At 63.4% G+C, this 18966-nt stretch carries 10 protein-coding genes; 2 read left to right on the top strand and 8 right to left on the bottom strand.

Going from position 1 to position 18966, the window contains the following annotated elements:
- Positions 1 to 29: 29 nt before the first annotated feature.
- The 3 genes from ACYVRU_RS05520 to ACYVRU_RS05510 are packed head-to-tail and all read right to left on the bottom strand — an operon-like array spanning position 30 to position 2375.
- Positions 30 to 899: a dimethyl sulfoxide reductase anchor subunit family protein gene (locus ACYVRU_RS05520; RefSeq protein WP_461185793.1), complete on the bottom strand. Its 870-nt coding sequence runs from the start codon at positions 897 to 899 to the stop codon at positions 30 to 32.
- Between the two features lie 3 nt (positions 900 to 902).
- Positions 903 to 1520, bottom strand: coding sequence for a 4Fe-4S dicluster domain-containing protein (locus ACYVRU_RS05515; protein ID WP_288220041.1), 618 nt, complete (start codon positions 1518 to 1520; stop codon positions 903 to 905).
- A gap of 18 nt (positions 1521 to 1538) precedes the next feature.
- Positions 1539 to 2375 carry a molybdopterin dinucleotide binding domain-containing protein gene (locus tag ACYVRU_RS05510; protein ID WP_278980952.1) on the bottom strand — a complete coding sequence of 279 codons (837 nt, stop codon included), beginning with the start codon at positions 2373 to 2375 and terminating at the stop codon, positions 1539 to 1541.
- Between the two features lie 39 nt (positions 2376 to 2414).
- Between ACYVRU_RS05510 and ACYVRU_RS05505 the strand changes: the two genes are divergently transcribed.
- Positions 2415 to 3026 carry a LysR family transcriptional regulator substrate-binding protein gene (locus tag ACYVRU_RS05505; RefSeq protein WP_461185792.1) on the top strand — a complete coding sequence of 204 codons (612 nt, stop codon included), beginning with the start codon at positions 2415 to 2417 and terminating at the stop codon, positions 3024 to 3026.
- 373 nt (positions 3027 to 3399) lie between these two features.
- Here ACYVRU_RS05505 and ACYVRU_RS05500 read toward each other — a convergent pair whose 3' ends face one another.
- The 3 genes from ACYVRU_RS05500 to ACYVRU_RS05490 all read right to left on the bottom strand — a co-directional run bounded on the left by ACYVRU_RS05500 (position 3400) and on the right by ACYVRU_RS05490 (position 13781).
- Positions 3400 to 7821: a DNA-directed RNA polymerase subunit beta' gene (locus ACYVRU_RS05500; protein ID WP_461185791.1), complete on the bottom strand. Its 4422-nt coding sequence runs from the start codon at positions 7819 to 7821 to the stop codon at positions 3400 to 3402.
- Positions 7822 to 7825: 4 nt separating this feature from the next.
- Positions 7826 to 11353 (bottom strand): DNA-directed RNA polymerase subunit beta, encoded by a 3528-nt coding sequence (rpoB, locus tag ACYVRU_RS05495; protein WP_114538749.1) that lies wholly within the window; start codon positions 11351 to 11353, stop codon positions 7826 to 7828.
- A gap of 349 nt (positions 11354 to 11702) precedes the next feature.
- Complete coding sequence (locus ACYVRU_RS05490) at positions 11703 to 13781, bottom strand: elongation factor G (RefSeq protein ID WP_461185790.1); 2079 nt, start codon at positions 13779 to 13781, stop codon at positions 11703 to 11705.
- 592 nt (positions 13782 to 14373) lie between these two features.
- On the opposite strand from ACYVRU_RS05490, the gene ACYVRU_RS05485 reads away from it, so the two are divergent.
- Positions 14374 to 15330, top strand: a complete 957-nt coding sequence (locus ACYVRU_RS05485) for a hypothetical protein (protein WP_173111624.1) — start codon at positions 14374 to 14376, stop codon at positions 15328 to 15330.
- A gap of 372 nt (positions 15331 to 15702) precedes the next feature.
- On the opposite strand, the gene ACYVRU_RS05480 is transcribed toward ACYVRU_RS05485, so the two are convergent.
- Positions 15703 to 17004: an amidohydrolase gene (locus ACYVRU_RS05480; protein ID WP_461185789.1), complete on the bottom strand. Its 1302-nt coding sequence runs from the start codon at positions 17002 to 17004 to the stop codon at positions 15703 to 15705.
- Positions 17005 to 17299: 295 nt separating this feature from the next.
- A complete protein-coding gene (locus tag ACYVRU_RS05475) occupies positions 17300 to 18697 on the bottom strand; it encodes a peptidylprolyl isomerase (RefSeq protein ID WP_461185788.1) in 1398 nt (465 codons plus the stop codon).
- Between the last annotated feature and the right edge of the window lie 269 nt (positions 18698 to 18966).

The following is an 18966-nucleotide window of genomic DNA, read 5'->3' as shown; positions in this document are numbered from 1 at the left end:
GCACGCGCACGCGGCCTCCCCGAAGCCCGCTAGTACAGCATGAACAGGGTCTCGCCCATGGTGTACATCATGATGCGCAGAGCCACGGCGCACACCAAACCGGCGATGGCGACCACGGCGCCCCATACCTTCCACGCTCCCTGCTTCTTGCCCAAAAGCGCGCCGACGAGGGCGACCACCAGGGCGATGATCGCCACCACAAGGGCCGCCAGCGAGTCGCCGGTGAACAGGGACACGTTGGCCGGATTGGCCATAGCCACGTTCGGGTGCGTCGGGTCGAAGTAGTACTGGAAGGACTGGAAGGTGGCGCTCGAGGCCTCCATGGCGAACATGTAGGCCGCCGAGAGCACGGCATTCACGGCCGCGCCGATGACCGTAAGAAGGCCGATGCCCTCGATCTCGACGCCCTTCACGGCACCGATGAAGGCCACGGTGGCCGGGCCCATGACGCAGGCCGCGCCCAGAAGCGACAGCAGCTGCAGCACCGTGTCCCAGGCGGGCAGCGACGGCATCATGTAGCTGTGGCCCATGGCCACGATGAGCACGAGCACCACCACGATGCCCACCACGGCCAGCCACTGGGGCACCGTGTCATCCTCGGAGCGGCGCAGCATCAGGAAGAACAGCACCATAACCACCGCCAGAAGCACAATGGCGATGAGCTCCTGGGTAATGCCCGAGGTGATGTGCCCGAGCCCGTTGAACAGGTTGAACGGATGGGTCAGGTGGAACACGACGGCTATGCCGCCCACCACGAGCACCACGGCCGAGCAGATGAGCGCCGGCAGCTGCACCGCGCCGCCGCGCTTCTGCAGCGCGAGGATGCACTGGGTGCCGAAGATGCCCGCGGCCCAGGCCAGAAAGCTCGTGAAGATGACGAGCGGGATTTGAATTTCCATGGGCTACTCGACCCCCTGCCACTTGATGTTGCGCATGATGTAGAACATGCTCGGTCCGTTGCCCACATCGGTGAGCTTGTACACCTGATCCTCGGTGAAGTCGTTCACGAAGTCGCCCAACCGCTCGCCGCGCGGGCCCTCGAAGGACTCGATACCCTGCTCGGCATCGCCGTACCAGCGGGCCATGCCGCAGCACTGGCTCACGCACTGGGGCAGCTCGCCCTGAGCCGTGCGCTGCTGGCACAGCGTGCACTTCTCCACGACGCCCTCCTCCTCGTTGAGGTAGCGCACGCCGTAGGGGCAGCTCATGACGCAGAACTGGCAGCCGATGCACTTCGACTTGTCAATCTGAATGGTGCCGTCGGGCAGCTTGTGCGACGCCTCGGTGGGACACACCGACACGCACTGGGGGTTCTCGCAGTGCTGGCACTGCACGTTCAAAAAGTAGGTTTCGACATCCGGGTACTGGCCGGAACCGCCCTCCTTGGGGGTGGGGCCCACGCGCAGGGTCTTGTTCCAGAAGTTGCCGATGGGCACACCGTTGACCACTTTGCAGGACACGCTGCAAGCGAGGCATCCCACGCACCGGTCGAGGTCGGTGCAAATAGCAAGCTGTGTCATTTCTCCCACTCCTTTCTCTTACGCGTCGAACTTGTCGGGGTGAATGCCCTCGGCGCCGATGGCCCACAGCTTCAGGCGCGGATCGGACGAGTCGTGGATGATCTCGGTGCCGTCGTTGCCGCAGGGGATGGGGTTGCCGAAGGGGCTGTTCTCGGGCGTGGCCTTGTACACCTTCACCGGATAGCCGCGTACCGTGGACGAGCCGTTGTACTTGTCCTGGGCCGTGCGGTCGGTGATGCAGTTGATGCAGGACAGTTTGAAGCCCTTGTCGGCCTGGGCCAGCTCCGGGTACCACCACTGGTGCTCGCAGTTGATAGTGCCAGGCGCGATACCGTAGTAGAGGTCCACGGTCTGGCGCACCTTGCCCCAGGGGCTCTCGATCCAGGCCCAATCGCCCTGCTCCAGGCCGAGCTCGGCGGCTGTTTCCGGGTTGATCTCCATGCGGGGCACCGGCCACAGCTCGCGACACCACGGCAGCTGGCGATGCTCGCTGTGGAAGTACACGGGGATGCGGCGGCCGGTGATGCAGAGGATCGGGTACTCCTCGTAGGTTTCCGCGTCGCGCACCCGGGAGTGGATGCCCTCCACGTAGTAGGGCAGAGCCTCGGTGTGGAAGCCCGGCGTCACCTCGGGGCCGTCGGAGCCCTCGGGGAAGTGGGACTCGATGGTGGTGGCCCACAGCTCGTGCTTCATGGTCGGCGTGGGGAAGCCGGGAATGTTGATGTTCAGCTTCGTCGGCTGCTGATGCGGCGCCTTGCGGTAGGCCTGGCCGATCTCGTAGCGGCGGTAGGAGCCCCAGTCGTCCGGGAACACTTCCTTCATGTTCCAGGTGCCGTGCTCCTGGTAGGCGGCCACGAAGTCGTCCCAGGAGTCATAGGGAGCGCAGCCGCCGCCGTGCTCGACGCCGAGGGCGAGGCTCCTGCCAGCTACAACAGCCTGAACGATACGAACTACCTGGAGCAATTGGTGGAAGGCGATGCCGACATCTTGCTGGCCTATGCCGAACTGGACAAGCTCGATAATTTGGGACTTGCCTACATTCCGCTCATTCGTTCGCCCTTCGTTGCCATGGTCTCTATGGACAGCCCCCTGGCCTCTATGAAGTCGGTGACCATGGACGATCTGCGCAGCTACCGCTTCGTGAAATTCGCCGACGGCTATGCCTTGTCGGGCTGGACCAACATCGAACGCGTCTGCCAAGAGCACGGCTACACGCCCCGCACCCGGGCGGTACTCGGGCGCACCTACATGAACTACTGCGCTATTCCGCTGGGTGTGGAAGACGTCATGATCCTGCAGGCATCCATGCCCCAGCTGCGCTACCTGTCGGACTTCTCCCGTGTGACGGTGCTTCCCGTAACCGACGACGATGCGGCCTTCCGACTGTACGCCATCTACAAGAAGGACAACTACGAACGCGTGCGGCCGGCCCTGGACGCCTACACCCGCGCCCGCAAGATCATCCTCAACCATGGCAAAGGCGGCACCCTAGTCGACAGCGAGTAGCCGCGCACAAAGGAAAGCTGCGCTCAGTGGCCAAATTCCGAATGCCAGCTGCAAGTTCGAAGAGCTTGAAGCGACGTTTTGGTCAATTATCGGTCGTTAGCTGCAAACCGAAAAGGCAGCTTGCTTTGTACCAATATTCTTCGACGCACTGACCTGGGAATACTTTCCGAGCAGCCAGCCTGATTTCGTCGCTATAGCCTCCATGGTCAAAAACAGGTACCTAGCTGCCAGCTGGCAGCTACTTTTTGGCCATTTGGCGCCCCGCGGGAACAGCAAACACAAAAAAGGGGCGGCCCGAAGGTCGCCCCAATAGAAAACTCCCGAGTTCGTCCAAGGAAGTCAGTGATGCTTCGCAAGGACAGGCGAAACCAATTTACTCCTCGCCGTCTTCCATGGCCTGGTTGGAAGCCGCTTCGTCCTCGGCACTGGTGAAGCCGAAGCCGAGGGAGCTCAAGCCGCCCATGTTACCGAGTAGCGCGTCCAGCTCCTCAAGGTTGCGCTGGTAGGAGCGCGGAGGCAGCGCCTCGCCGAGCATCTCCTCGCCGTCGGTGTTGAACGTCGGGGGCTCGTCGCCGCCGATGAGGATGGTGTCGTCAGGCGAGAACACCATGTCCAAGAGCTGGCTCATGTCGTCGGAGGAAGCCGCCAGGTCGTCCTCGATGACGTGCATGAGGTCGCGAGCCGCCAAGCCCTCCTTCAGCTCCTCGATGGCCTTCACGCCGATGCCCTCGATGCGCAGCAGATCCTCCTCGGTATGACCCAGCAGGTCGGCCACGGTCTCGATGCCCGCCTCGGAGAACTTGTTCGCCCAGCGCTGGGACACGCCCAGATCGTCGTAGATGTACAGGCGCGCGTCCTCGTCGGACAGGTTGTGGCCGCGGTGCCCCGAAAGAGCGCTGTAGTAGCCACCGAACGAGCCCGAGGAGTTGAAGTAGCCGTCGCTGTCGAGCGACCAATCCTGAGGCTGGGGCAGCAGATCCTCGATCTCGCGCAGCGCATCCGGCGCGAAGTCGGGCAGCGCGTCCCCGGTGACCTTCTCCACCGGACGGCCCTTGTAGGTGAGACCCACATCGCGGTAGCGACGCAGACCCGTGCCGGCGGGAATGGGCTTGCCGATGATGACGTTCTCCTTCAGGCTGGCCAAGTGATCAGTCTTGCCCTCGATAGCGGCGTCGGTGAGCACCTTGGTGGTCTCCTGGAACGACGCGGCGGACAGCCACGAATCCGTTGCCAGCGACGCCTTGGTGATGCCGAGCAGCAGCGGCTGGCCCACCGGCGGCTCCTTGCCCTCGGCGATCAGCTCGTTGGCCACCTTCTCGAACTCGAAGCGGTTCACCTGACGGCCCGGCAGGAAGTCGGAATCGCCGGCATCGAGCACGGCCACCTTGCGCAGCATCTGGCGCGCGATGACCTCGATGTGCTTGTCGTTGATATCCACGCCCTGGGACACGTACACGTCCTGGACCTGGCCCACGATGTAGCGCAGCGTCGTGTTCGGATCGGTGAGACGCAACAGGTCGTGGGGGTTCACGGAGCCCTTGGTCAGCTGCTGGCCCACGCGCACCTCGCACCCGTCGAACACGCCCGGCAGAAGCTGGGCGCGGGCGCTCACCACGTACTCGCGGTAGTTGCCCTCCTGGTCGTGGATGGTGATGGTCTTCGACATCTTGTCGCCGGTGACCTGCATGGTGCCGGAGATTTCCGCGAGCACCGCCTGGCCCTTGGGCTTGCGGGCCTCGAACAGCTCCTGAACACGGGGCAGACCATGGGTGATGTCCTCGCCGGCAACGCCGCCGGTGTGGAACGTACGCATCGTCAGCTGGGTGCCGGGCTCGCCGATGGACTGGGCGGCGATGATGCCCACCGCCGTGCCGATGTTCACCGGACGGGCCGTGGCCAGATCCCACCCGTAGCACTTCTGGCAGACGCCGTGCTCGGCATGGCAGGTCATGATCGTGCGGATCGTGACCTCCTCGATGCCGGCCGCATCAAGCTCGCGCAGCTGGGCCATGGAATGCAGGTAGGTGCCGGCCTCGGCGAGGATCTCGCCGGTCTCGGGAGAGACGGCATCCTCCAGAAGGCAGCGACCGATGAGGTTCTCGTCCACCTCGTTCTTCTCGTTGCGCACGCGGTAGGGCACGCCCTCGGTGGTACCGCAGTCGATCTCGCGGATGATGACGTCCTGGGCCACGTCCACCAGACGCCGGGTCAGGTAACCCGAGTCGGCGGTACGAAGCGCCGTGTCGGCCAGGCCCTTGCGGGCGCCATGGGTGGAAATGAAGTATTCCAGAACGGACAGACCCTCGCGGAAGTTCGCCTTAATCGGACGGTCGATGATCTCGCCCTTCGGGTCGGACATCAGACCGCGCATGCCGGCGAGCTGACGAATCTGCTTGATGTTGCCTCGAGCGCCGGAGAAGGCCATCATGTAGATGGGGTTGAACTTGTCGAAGTTCTCCGCCATGGCCTCGCCGACTTCCTCGTTGGCATCGTTCCAGATGTCGACGACCTGCTTGTGGCGCTCCTCGTTGGACATGAGGCCCATCTCGTAGTCCTCGTCGATGGCGGCGACGCGCTCATCGGCCTGGGCCAGAATGGCCGGCTTGGACGGCGGGATGGTGGCGTCGTACACCGACACGGTAACACCGGCGCGGGTGGCGTAGTGGAAACCGGCGTCCTTCAGACCGTCGAGAATCGGCGGCACCTCGGACAGATCGTAGGTGTTGGTGACGTCCTCGACCAGGCGGCTGATCTCCTTCTTGTTCATCTCGTAGTTCAGGAAGGGATAGTCCGGCGGCAGCACATCGTTGAAGATGATGCGGCCGACCGAGGTCTCGATGCGCTCGCCTTCCTTGTGGTCCTCGAACACGCCGAAGGCGGTGGCCACCTTCGTGTTGTAGGGCAGACGCACCTGGATCTTGGCCTGCAGGTCCAGATCGGCGCGGGCGTCGTAGGCGTTCAGGGCGTCATCGAAATCGATGAACATGCGACCCTCGCCGGGGAAGCCGTCGCGCATGGCCGTCAGGTAGTACAGGCCGATGATCATGTCCTGGGTCGGCACGGTCAGCGGATGGCCGTGGGCCGGGGACTTGATGTTGTTAGAGGACAGCATCAGCACGCGGGCCTCGGCCTGAGCCTCGGCGCCCAGCGGCACGTGCACAGCCATCTGGTCGCCGTCGAAGTCGGCGTTGAAGGCGGTGCAGACGAGCGGATGCAGCTTGATGGCCTTGCCCTCGACGAGCACCGGCTCGAAGGCCTGGATACCCAGACGGTGCAGGGTTGGTGCGCGGTTCAGCAGCACCGGATGGTCGACGATGACCTCTTCCAGCACGTCCCACACGTAGCTGGCACCGCGATCGACGGCACGCTTGGCGGCCTTGATGTTGGCGGCGTACTCAAGCTCGACCAGGCGCTTCATGACGAAGGGCTTGAACAGCTCCAGCGCCATCTGCTGAGGCAGGCCGCACTGGTGCAGCTTCAGCGACGGGCCGACGACGATAACGGAACGGCCGGAGTAGTCGACGCGCTTGCCGAGCAGGTTCTGGCGGAAGCGGCCCTGCTTGCCCTTGAGCATATCGGAGATGGACTTCAGCGGACGGTTGCCAGGGCCGGTCACGGGGCGACCGCGACGACCGTTGTCGAACAGCGAGTCCACGGCCTCCTGCAGCATGCGCTTCTCGTTGTTGATGATGATCTCGGGAGCACCGAGATCGAGCAGGCGCTTCAGGCGGTTGTTGCGGTTGATGACGCGGCGGTACAGATCGTTCAGATCCGACGTGGCGAAGCGGCCGCCGTCGAGCTGCACCATGGGGCGCAGATCGGGCGGAATAACCGGGATGACGTCCAGGATCATGTCGGAAGGCTTGTTGTCCGACTTGAGGAACGCATCCACCACCTTCAGGCGCTTCACGGCCTTGGCGCGCTTCTGGCCCTTGCCCGTGGCGATGACCTCGCGCAGCTCTTCAGAGGTCGCCTCCAGATCCATGGCGTCCAGAAGGTCGCGCACCGACTCGGCGCCCATGCCGCCAGTGAAGTAGTCGCGGTAGTTCGCGCGCATCTCGCGGTAAAGGGCCTCGTCGCCGATGAGCTGCTTCGGCTCGATCTTCAGGAAGGCGTCGAACGCGTCCTGGCGCAGGGCCTTGCGCTCGTTGAACTCCTCGTAGATGTCGGCGATCTCCTCTTCCACCTCTTCGGGGGTCAAGCGCTCATCGTCATCGAGATCGTCGACGAAATCGTCCTCCTCGGGCACGTAGTCGGTGGACAGCTTGCGGGTGGCCTCGATGAGGCGGTCGCGCTCGGCGTCCAGCTCTTCCATGTCGGCGGCAAGCTCGTCGCGCAAGTCGTCGATGTCCTCCTCGCGGGCCTCTTTATCCACCGAGGTGATGATGGAGCTGGCGAAGTACAGAACCTTCTCGAGCTCCTTCGGCGGAATGTCCAAAAGGTAGCCCAGACGCGACGGGGAGCCCTTGAAGTACCAGATGTGGCTCACGGGCGCAGCCAGCTCGATGTGGCCCATGCGCTCGCGGCGCACCTTGGAGCGGGTGACCTCCACGCCGCAGCGCTCGCAGACGATGCCCTTGAAGCGAACGCGCTTGTACTTGCCGCAGGCGCACTCCCAGTCCTTGGTGGGACCGAAGATCTTCTCGCAGTACAGGCCGTCCTTCTCGGGCTTCAAGGTACGGTAGTTGATGGTCTCGGGCTTCTTTACCTCGCCGCGAGACCAGCTGCGCACGTCCTCGGCGGAAGCGAGCGAAATGCGCAGGGCGTCGAAGTTGTTGACGTCGAATTCCGTCATGGGGTTAGGCCTCCTCTCCGCCACCGATGAGGTCGGTGTTCAGGTCGGACTCAAGACCGCTCATCAGGTCGCCCAGCTCGGCAGCCAGGGCATCGATGGCGTTGGCCTCTTCGTCTTCGGTCTTCTTGGCATCAGCGGCAAGTGCGGCGTAAAGCGCCTGGTCGGCACTGTAGTCCTCGATCTCGTCCTCGCTGATGGGTTGCATATCGTGGCCCTCGAGCTCGACGTTCAAGCACAGGGACTTCATTTCCTTCACGAGCACCTTGAAGGACTCGGGCACCTCCGGCGCCGGGATGTTCTCGCCCTTCACGATGGCCTCGTAGCTCTTCACGCGGCCCGACGTGTCGTCGGACTTCACCGTGAGGATCTCCTGCAGCACGTTGGAGGCGCCGTAAGCGTACAGCGCCCACACCTCCATCTCGCCGAAGCGCTGGCCGCCGAACTGGGCCTTGCCGCCGAGGGGCTGCTGGGTGATGAGGCTGTAGGGGCCGGTCGAGCGGGCGTGAATCTTGTCGTCCACCATGTGGCCGAGCTTCAGGATGTAGGTCTGGCCGACAGTGATGGGCTCGCGGAACTTCTCGCCGGTGCGGCCGTCGTACAGCCACGTCTTGCCGGTGCGCGTCAGCTGGGGCACCAGCTCGTCGCGGGCCATGTCGCCGTACTTCGCATGGTTCATGTTGATGAGGTTGCGGTTGGCCTTCTCGATGGCGTCCGAGATCTCTTCCTCAGTGGCGCCGTCGAACACGGGCGTGGCCACGTACATCGGCCCCTCCACGACCTCGTCGGTCTCCTCGGCGTCCGACCAGCCCCACTTGGCGGCCCAGCCGAGGTGGTTCTCGAGCAGCTGGCCGACGTTCATACGGGACGGAACGCCCAGGGGGTTCAGGATGACGTCGATCGGGGTGCCATCGGCGAGGTAGGGCATGTCCTCGACCGGCAGCACGCGGGAGATAACGCCCTTGTTGCCGTGACGGCCGGACAGCTTGTCGCCCTGCTGCACCTTGCGCTTCTGAGCGACGTAGATGCGCACGAGCTCGTTCACGCCGGGGGCCAGATCGTCGCCGGCCTCGCGGGAGGAGCGGTAGATGCCGATGACGCGGCCGCCGGAGCCATGGGGCACCTTGAGCGAGGTGTCGCGCACCTCGCGGGCCTTCTCGCCGAAGATGGCGCGCAGCAGGCGCTCCTCGGCCGTGAGCTCGGTCTCGCCCTTCGGGGTGACCTTGCCCACCAGGACATCGCCCGGGAACACCTCGGCGCCCACGCGGATGATGCCATCGGCGTCCAGGTCGGAGATCATGTCTTCGGAGATGTTCGGGATCTCGCGGGTGATCTCCTCGGGGCCCAGCTTCGTGTCGCGGGCGTCCACCTCGTACTCGGAGATGTGGATGGAGGTCAGCAGGTCCTCGGCCACGACGCGCTCGGACACGATGATAGCGTCCTCGTAGTTGTAGCCTTCCCACGGCATGTAGGCGATCATAAGGTTCTGGCCGAGCGCCAGCTCGCCGCCATCGCAGGACGGGCCGTCGGCCAGCACGTCGCCGGCCTGCACCTCGTCGCCCTTGCGGACGATGGGACGGTGGTTGATACAACCGGACTGGTTGGAGCGCTGGAACTTCGGAATGAGGTACTCGTCGTACTCGCCGTCGTCGTTCAGGATGATGATGGTCTGGCCGTCAACGTAATCGACCACGCCGGGGCGCTGGGCCACGAGGATCTCGCCGGAGTCCACCGCGATGCGGTGCTCGATGCCGGTACCCACGAGCGGGGCGCTCGGACGCAGCAGCGGCACAGCCTGGCGCTGCATGTTCGAGCCCATGAGGGCGCGGTTGGCGTCGTCGTGCTCGAGGAACGGAATGAGCGAGGTAGCCACGGAGGTCATCTGGCGCGGCGACACGTCCATGTAGTTGACCATCTCCGGCGGCACGTCCATGGCCTCGCCGAACACGCCGTTGGTGTCGGTGGTACGGGCGAGCACGCGGGCGGACTTGTGGAAGACGCCGTCCTCGTCGGTGTAGCCGAACTCGCGGGTTTCCAGATCGAACAAGTCGTTGGCCTGGGCGATGGTGAAGTTCTCTTCCTCATCGGCGGTCAGGTAGTCGATCTCGTCAGTCACCTTGCCGTCGATCACGCGGCGGTAGGGCGTCTCGATGAAGCCGTAGGGATTGATGCGGCCATAGGTGGCCAGAGAGCCGATAAGGCCGATGTTCGGACCTTCAGGCGTCTCGATGGGGCACATGCGGCCGTAGTGGGAGGTGTGGACGTCGCGCACCTCGAAGCCGGCGCGCTCGCGGGACAGACCGCCCGGGCCCAGAGCCGACAGACGGCGCTTATGCGTAATGCCGGCGGCGGGGTTGGACTGATCCATGAACTGCGAGAGCTGGGAGCTTCCGAAGAACTCCTTGATGGCGGCCACGATGGGGCGGATGTTCACGAGCGACTGCGGCGTGATCTCGTCGGGCTCCTGCATGGACATGCGCTCGCGCACCACGCGCTCCATACGCGACAGGCCGATGCGGAACTGGTTCTGGATCAGCTCGCCCACGCTGCGGATGCGACGGTTGCCGAAGTGGTCGATGTCGTCGGTGACGAAGCCCTCATCGCCGTTGTGCAGACCGATGATGTAGCGCATCGTGCGGATGATGTCCTCATTGGTCAGCGTGGAGGAATCGTTCTCCTCGGGGGTGAAGCCGAGCTTCTTGTCCATCTTGTAGCGACCGACCTTGGCCAGGTCATAGCGCTGCGGGTTGAAGAACAGGCCGTCGAGCAGCGTGCGGGCGGAATCGATCGTCGGCGGCTCGCCGGGACGGAAGCGCTTGTACAGCTCGATGAGCGACTCTTCCTTGGTGGTGGCGGGGTCGCGGTCGAGCGTGCGCAGCACCATCTCGGAGGAGCCCAAAAGCTCGATGATCTCCTCGCGGGTCTCGGCCAGGCCGAGGGCGCGCACGAGCAGGGTGGCCGGCTGCTTGCGCTTGCGGTCTATGCGCACGGAGAGCAGGTCGCGCTTGTCGGTTTCGAACTCGAGCCACGCACCGCGGGAAGGGATGACCTTCGCGTTGTAGATGGTCTTGTCGGAGGTCTTGTCGCGCTCAGAGGCGAAGTACACGCCCGGGGAGCGCACGAGCTGGGAGACGACCACGCGCTCGGTGCCGTTGATGATGAAGGTGCCGCGCGGCGTCATGAGCGGGAAGTCGCCCATAAACACCTCCTGCTCCTTGATCTCGCCGGTCTCACGGTTGATGAAGCGGATCTCCACAAAGAGCGGCGCCTGGTAGGTGACGTCCTTCTCCTTGCATTCGTCCACCGTGTACTTGGGCTCGCCGAACTCGTGCTTACCGAATTCGACGCACATGTCGCCGGTGTTGTTCTCAATCGGGCACACATCGGCGAACGCCTGGGCCAAGCCCTCGTTCTTGAACCAGTCGAAGCTTTCCGTCTGGATAGCGATCAGGTTCGGGACGTCCATGACGTCGGGAATCTTCGCGAAGCTTCGGCGATCCCTGTAAAGGCTGGTGGGAGCGGATTTCTTATCCATTGCCACGAGGCTGTTCCTCCTTCACGTCCATCGCAAATCTGCAAAAAGTTGCAATTCGCTAAAATACTACGGCGTGAAGCCCGAGTCAAGAAAAATTTTTACGAGCCATGGAAATTTTCTGGAAAATAGGGCTCGGAGCTGGGCGTTGTTGCGTTCCGTCCTCCGTAGGGGGCGACCTTGGTCGCCCCTCCTCAGGTGAGGGCGCCGCGCTTGAGGAGGGCAGACCAAGGTCTGCCCCTACGGATTGGAGCGCCACGCTCTCGCGCAACGAAAAGGGCGGACCGAAGTCCGCCCTTGTGGGATGGGGCAGAGCGTTTTCGCTCCGTCCCATTCTGCTATGAGAATGCCGTTAGTTTCCGGCGGCGCGGGCGGCCTCGTAGGCTTCCACGAGCTTCTTCGTCACGTCGGCCGGCGCCTGCTCGTAGCCTTCCAGGGTGAGCGTGTAGGAGCCGGAGCCGCGGGTCATGGAGCGCAGATCCTTGGTGTAGTTGATGACCTCGGCATAGGGCGCGCGCATCTTGATGACGGTCTCACCGGCGGCGAAGCCCGCGTCGGTGCCCACAATGCGGCCGCGGCGCGTGGAGATGTCGCCCATGATGGTGCCGGCGTACTCCTCGCCCACGGTCACTTCCATAGTGGCCCAGGGCTCCAAGATGATGGGGCCGGCGTTCTCGCAGCAGGCGCGGAAGCCGATGCGCGCCGCGGTCTTGAAGGCCATCTCGTTGGAGTCGACGGAATGATACGAGCCGTCGAACACCGTGCACTTGATGTCCACCATGGGGTACCCCGCGAGGAAGCCCTCTTCCATGGCCTCGCGCACGCCCTTATCCACAGCCGGGATGAGGCCGTTGGGAATGGCGCCGCCCTTGATCTCGTCCACGAACTCGTAGCCCTCGCCGGGGATGGGGGCCAACCTCAACCAGCAGTCGCCGAACTGGCCGGCGCCGCCGGTCTGCTTCTTGTGACGGCCCTGGGCCTCGGCCTGCTTGGTAATGGTCTCGCGGTAGGGAATGCGCACGGGAACGAGCTTCGCCTCTACGCCGGACTGCTCCTTCAAGCGCCCGATCAGCATGTCTACCTGGGTCTCGCCCATGGCGTGGATGATGGTCTGATGCGTGTCCTCGTCGCGCGTGATGCGGATGGTGGGGTCAGCCTCGGCGGCGCGGGCGAGGAAGGTGCCGAGCTTGTCCTCCTCCTTCTTCGACACAGCCTCGATGGCCACGGGGTACAAGGGCTCGGGCAGGGGCAAAGACTCGATGGCGATGGTGCCCTCGCAGGAGAGCGTGTCGCCCGCGCGCACGTCGGAAAGCTTCGGCACCACGACGATGTCGCCGGCCTTGGCGCTCTTCACGTCGACGGCCTCTTTGCCCATCATGACCTGGATCTTGCCGAGGCGCTCCTTCTTGCCGGTGCGTCCGCAGACGAGCTCCAGCCCCGGCTCCAGGTATCCGGAGATGACCTTCAGGAAGGTGAGGCGTCCGACGAACGGGTCGGACACCGTCTTGAAGGCGAAGGCGCAGGGGGGCTTCGTCTCGTCGATGCGCACCGTCACGTCATCGGCCATGCGGAAGCGACCGTGGCTCTTCGGGTGCGGGAAGTAGGTGCAGATGTCCTCCATGAGGCCCTGAACGCCCTGCATAATAATGGTGGATCCCACGAACACCGGAATGATGAGCTCCTGAGCGATGGCTTTGTCCAGCAGCCCCTCCAGCTCCTCTTGGGTGAGCTGCTCTTCGCCCTCGAGGTACTTCATCATAAGCTCGTCGTCGGCCTCGGCCACCAGATCGCACAGCTTGTCGCGGGCGTTGCGCGCCTCCTCCTGGTACTTCGCCGGCAGGGTTTCCACCGCTTCCACGCGCTCGCCGCCGTCCTCGAAATAGCGGGCCTCCATGCGGATGATGTCGATGACGCCCTCGAAATCGGGGCCCTGGCCGATGGGGATGGTCACCGCGCCGAGGCGACCGCCGAAGCGGGCGTGCAGCAGCGCCATGGCGGCGTCGAAGTTGGCGTTCTCGCGATCGATGTGGTTGATGTACACCGCGCGCGACAGACGCATATCCTCGGCCTCGCGCCACAGCTTCGTCGTCATGACCTGGGGACCGTCGACGGCGTCCACCACGAACAGGGCCATCTCGGCCGCCTGCATGGTGGCCAGCGTGTCGCCGATGAAGTCGGGGTGGCCGGAGGTGTCCAGCACGTTGATCTTGTAGTCCTTGTAGGGGATGGGGGCAATGGAGGTGGAGATAGTGAACTTGCGCTTGATCTCCTCGGGGTCGTAATCGAGGTACGACTTGCCGTCGTGGGTCGTGCCCATGCGCGGCGTCTTGCCGGAAACGAAGAGCATAGCCTCGGCCAGCGAGGTCTTGCCGGCGCCATCCTGTCCCACAAGGACGATGTTTCTGACGTGTTCGGGAGCCGGAGCTGCCATGAGCGACCACCTGCCTTCCTGATAGAGGGCGCCCGCACCCCTTGCGCGGGTCTAACCCAGACGCGCCGCCCATCGGTCGCGCGCCTTCTCGCCAAACGCTACGCTGAATTCCCGTTGCCGCGAACACCCGCTGCCGGGGCCGCGCCAACTGACAGATCCACGACCCGCGAGCTCTTGGCGCATCGCCAGCGAGCGGTCTTTCAGCGCCGACGAACGGCGTCTTTTCCGTGGCATCCATATTAGCAGAGGGCACCGCGTCCGCTGAGTACAGCGAAAAATTCGCGAGACGAAGTTCGTGCGCTTTTTCTCAGGGGGAGCTTCTCAGGGTTTGATCCGCGAGTTGGCCCGCGAGTTGGCCCGCGAGTTGGCCCGCAAGCTGGACCGCAAGTTGGCCCGCGAGTTGGCCCGCGCACCCCCCCAACCGCCCCATGGGACGCCACCACGGTTGGCGCGAGGAACCAACCGAGACATTCTCGCGTCATTAATACGGTTCGGAGAGAGTAGCCTGTTCGAACGCGCGCAGGGCGCAGGAGCCATACGCGCCATCCCTCACCGCCGCATGGCTTCATTATCGATTGGAAAGTGACGGTCAATGTCGAAACTAATACTATGGGGCTCGAGTGCCCTCGATTTCTACCAGCACGGCGATTTCACCTCTCTCCTCACTCTGTGGCTTGATATCGCCCACCAGGAGGACATCACCCCCAACGCTGCCGCCGTTCAGTATCTGGAGGATAGGCTCCCCTGGCTGAGCAAGCCTTTTCGCATCATCGTTCCTTCACGCCAGCAAAAGCGCAATCTCAAAGATGTGCGCTGCCATGTCGCAGAGGCGTCAATTCAGCAAGATCGCTATTTTCGCATTGCGCAAGGACTCTTTGCTCCTTCCCCCGAGGTCGCCTTTCTCCAAAGCAACTGGAGTCACGACCTTGCCGAAGTGATCTTCAAAGGAAGCACCCTTTGCGGCGCCTACGGTCTAACGCCTCCTTTCGACACCGTCTTCAATCGCCCCGTTCTTACTTCATCTGAGCGCATCCAAGAAGCTCTTTTGGCCCACCGGGACATACGAGGCTGCGCCATGACGAGACGCGCCGCTCCTTGGATTCTCGATAACGCCGCCTCGCCGAGAGAGGCAGCCCTCGCTCTTCTCATGACGCTCCCCAACCATCTCGGCGGCTATCACTTCGCCCGACCGAGGCTGAATCATTCCATCGAACTCACCGGTGCCGCTCGCCCGCTTTCGCGAAAAGAGTACTATGTTGCAGATGTTTGCTGGCCCGCGCAAAGACTCATTCTCGAGTACGACAGCGACGAACGCCACCTTACGTCCGAGCAGCTGCAGGAAGACGCTGTTAAACGCATGACGCTGCAAGCCATGAACTACCGGATCATCACCGTGGGACGATTGCAGCTCAACTCAACCAGCGAAACAAGGAAAATCGCGCTCTCTGTTGCCCGCGCACTTGGCAAACCGATCCGATTCCGCATAGGCGACTTCGATGCAAAGCACAAGCATCTGCGAGAGGTCCTGGGACTCCCCTCCTGGCAATAACGCACCCTGACAACCGCAGCCCAAAGATGATTTTTGTCAGGCGTCCTTCCTTGTTCTGACATTTTTGCTGGTCTGGCTGCGGGTTGCCGAGGAAGGATTTGGAGGCACGAAGCTGTGACCTGGTACTTCTCTTGCTGCGACTTTGTTTTTCATGGTTAACACCGCAGCCCGAGAGCCTAAAATGTCGCACGTTTCAGAACCGAACGACAAAAAGATGCCTCGGGCTGCGGATCGAGGATCAAAATGCCGTTGGCTCCAAACCCAAATGGCAAAATGAGGCCCCAAGGTACGGCCGCGACATGTGAGGCCACGGCAAGAACCGCGGCCTCGCGAAACTGGGAGCAGCTGGGCTGCTCGACGCATGGGATATGGCTATAGCTCGCTGATGATGCGGGCGGTGCGGGCGGTGCATTCGGCCTTGGCGCGCTCGACGTCGATGGTGGGCCATTCACCGGCGCGGCAGATCACCTCGCCATCGCACATCGTGAGCACCACGTCGGCACCATCGCCGGCATAAACCACGTTGTACACCGGGTCGGGCGCCGGGCACCACGACAGGCCCGTAATGTCCAGCACGCACAGGTCAGCACGGGCGCCTTCCGCCACCACACCGCAATCCTCGCGGCCCTGGGAAAGCGCGCCGGTGCGCGTCGCCGCCGCCAGCGCCTGCTGGGGCGTGACCGCCGTCGGATCAAGCGTCGCGCCCTTGTAGATGAGCGCCTGCAGGTACATGTCATGGAAGAGGTTGTGATTGTTGTTCGACGCCATACCATCGGAGCCCAGGCACACGGGAATGCCGCGGCGCAGCATCTCGGGAATGGGCGCGAACCCGCTGCCGAGCTTCATGTTGGAGGCCGGGTTGTTGGCGACGAACACACCGTGAGCTTGCAAGATATCCAGGTCGGCGTCATCGACCCATACGCAATGGGCCGCCGTCACCGGCACGTCGAACAACCCGAGGCTTTCGAAATACTGCACCGGCGAGAGGCCGCCGTGGCGCTCGCGGCATTCGCGCACTTCCTTCTCGGTCTCGGACAGGTGGATGTGCAGGCGCAGGTCGGTGCCACGCACGATGTCCAGAATGTCGCGGCAAACCGTCTCGGTGGACAGGTACTCCGAATGGATGTTATAGTCGATGCGAATGCGTCCGTCGCCGGCCCCGTGCCAGTCGCGCACAAGGGCCTCCATCTGGGCGCAGATGGGATATTCCGCATAGGGCTTCTCCTCGAAGGCAACGAGTCCCTCGCACATGTTGGCCTTCATGCCGGCCTCGAGCACCGCACGGGCACGCTCCTCGGTCGCGTAGTACATGTCCGAAAAACTGACCACGCCGAAGCGCGCCATCTCGGCGCAGGCGAGCACCGTGCCCCAATAGCAATCCTCGGCGGTCATTTTGGCCTCGAAGGGGAAGCACTTCTCCTCGAGCCAACGCTGCAGCGGCAAGTTCTCGGCGTAACCGCGCAGAAGCGTCATGGGAGCATGGGCATGGGCGTTGTAGAGCGCGGGCATGAGCAGACGTCCCGTGCCATCGTAGGTCTCGCCGAAGGTGGCAGCCACATCGGGCGCAGGAGGCACCGAGCCGATATAGGCGATTCGGCCGTCGCGCACCCCCACCCATTGGTGGTGCTTGATAGCGAAGTCGGCGTCGAGAAGATTGATATCGGCAAAGAGCATGGAAGGCCTTTCGAAGAGAGCGGAACGGGGTTCTAGGGAAGAAGCATAACGCATTTCGCGGACGGAAACGGTTTTCGCGGCGACCTCTTCCACAAATGGACATGGTACCTTTGGCTACTTCCGAATGCCGCCGGCAGAGAGCGAACCCTTCGTCGGCAAAGCTCGCTGCTGGCTGCGTGGCCGAGAGTGCGTCCTCGGGGGGGGGAATTCCCTCTTGAAGCATCATTCGCTGCCACAAAAAGGACCCGTGCCTGAGCGCGGGTCCTTGGGAAACGCCTGGGTTGTCGAGAGCAGCTTACTGCTGGGTACCCTCGGCGCCCTCGGCGGCCTGATCGGCAGCGGCCTGGTCGGCGGCAGCGTCAGCACCGGCCTGGTCGGCGGCCGTCTGATCGGCAGCGGCCTCATCGGCGGCCTGGTCGGCGGCAGCAGCGTCGCCAGCCTGATCGTCGGCAGCGGCATCAGCACCAGCCTCGCCGGCAGCGGCCTCGTCGGCGGCCGCATCGGCAGCGGCGGCGTCGGCAGCGGCCTGATCCTCGGCGGACATGGTCTCGTCGGAAGGCTGCTCAGTGCCCTCGGTGGCGGCAGCGTCGCCCTCGGCATTCTGGGCAGCAGCCTCCTCGTAGGGAGCAAGGTCGATGGCGTAGGGCAGGCCCTCGGGCATCGGGTTAACGGTGATCTCGGCGTTGTTGCGATACTCCTCGAACCAGGTGGAGAAGTTCTGGGAGGCGTTGCTCTGCTCCATGTAGGTCAGATACTCCTGGAACTCGGTCGGCAGCTGGTCAACCGACGTGATACCGCCCTCGGGAACCTCGTAGACATCGGTCACCTTGATGATGTGGTAGCCGTACTCGCTCTTGACGGGAGCGGCAACGATCTGATCCTTCTCGAGGCCGGCCAGAGCGTCCTGGTACTCAGTGACGAAGGTGCTCAGCGCGTCCCAGCCCACATCGCCGCCGTTAGCAGCGGAGCCGGTGTCGGTGGAGTACTGGGAAGCGGCATCCTCGAAGGAGATCTCGCCGGCGTTGATCTGATCAAGCAGCTCCTGGGCGCGGGCGGCCAGAGCGGCGTCGTCCTCGCCTTCCTCGGCGGTCAGCAGGATGTGGCTCGAGCGCTTAGCGCCGTTGAACTGCTCGCTCATGGCCTGGGCCTGGGCGAGCGTAGCGTCGTCGCCCTCACCCTCGGTATCCTGGGCGGCCACGGCCTCGGCGAGCTTCGTCTGAAGCAGATTCGGACGAATGACGTCCTCGATGTAGGACTCCTCGGTCATGCTGGACGCCTCGAGAGCCTCCTGGAAGGCCTCATCAGACTCGAACATGGCCTTGGTCTCCTCCATGGCGGAATCGATGTCGGCCTGCTCCACGGTCACGTTGTACTCTTTGGCGGCCTGGTCGTAGAGATCCTGGTTGACGTAGTAGTCGATGACCTCTTCGCGCACGGACTCGGGGGTGTAGCCGTTGGCGACCATCCACTCGCCCCACGCCTCATCGGACTCCAGCGAGCTGGAGGTGCGGAAGTTGGCGATGTAGTCGGTGACCGTCTGCTCCATAATTTCCTGGCCGTTGACCGTCGCGGCCACCGCGCCGCCGCCGGCACCGTTGCCGCCGCAGCCCACCAGCCCGGCACCGAGAGCGACGCAGAGCGAAACCGCTCCCACGCTCTTCAGAGCAGAGCTCTTGAACGAGGCAAATTTCATGTGTCCTCAACCTTTCATGACATTGCGTCAGACCTATTGCCGGCGCAGGCTCATCGAGCGCACTCCCGCTCCCTCCGCGGGACTCCCGCCCTTCCTTCATGAGCGCTAACTGAATGTTGCAACCCTAGCGTAACGTTCTTTACCGTTTCGTAAGGTCAGGGAGCTATTATTTCAATGCGTGCGCACCGTATAAAGCGAATTACTTAGTCCACACACGGTGTCAACAATAATCGCACATACCTGTAAAGTTCCTGAAAGGATTCCTTAAA

The sequence above is a fragment of the Adlercreutzia sp. CNCM I-6216 genome (genome assembly GCF_977113345.1).
Note: the sequence above shows the minus strand (reverse complement) of the source record. Positions and strands in the feature narration are given on the sequence as shown.

What these genes read in the sequence shown, in the direction of transcription:
- ACYVRU_RS05475 (WP_461185788.1), bottom strand. Translation starts at nt 18,697, where the DNA reads ATGAAATTTGCCTCGTTCAAGAGCTCTGCTCTGAAGAGCGTGGGAGCG.
- ACYVRU_RS05490 (WP_461185790.1), bottom strand. Translation starts at nt 13,781, where the DNA reads ATGGCAGCTCCGGCTCCCGAACACGTCAGAAACATCGTCCTTGTGGGA.
- ACYVRU_RS05515 (WP_288220041.1), bottom strand. Translation starts at nt 1,520, where the DNA reads ATGACACAGCTTGCTATTTGCACCGACCTCGACCGGTGCGTGGGATGC.
- ACYVRU_RS05480 (WP_461185789.1), bottom strand. Translation starts at nt 17,004, where the DNA reads ATGCTCTTTGCCGATATCAATCTTCTCGACGCCGACTTCGCTATCAAG.
- ACYVRU_RS05485 (WP_173111624.1), top strand. Translation starts at nt 14,374, where the DNA reads ATGTCGAAACTAATACTATGGGGCTCGAGTGCCCTCGATTTCTACCAG.
- ACYVRU_RS05500 (WP_461185791.1), bottom strand. Translation starts at nt 7,821, where the DNA reads ATGACGGAATTCGACGTCAACAACTTCGACGCCCTGCGCATTTCGCTC.
- ACYVRU_RS05520 (WP_461185793.1), bottom strand. Translation starts at nt 899, where the DNA reads ATGGAAATTCAAATCCCGCTCGTCATCTTCACGAGCTTTCTGGCCTGG.
- rpoB (WP_114538749.1), bottom strand. Translation starts at nt 11,353, where the DNA reads ATGGATAAGAAATCCGCTCCCACCAGCCTTTACAGGGATCGCCGAAGC.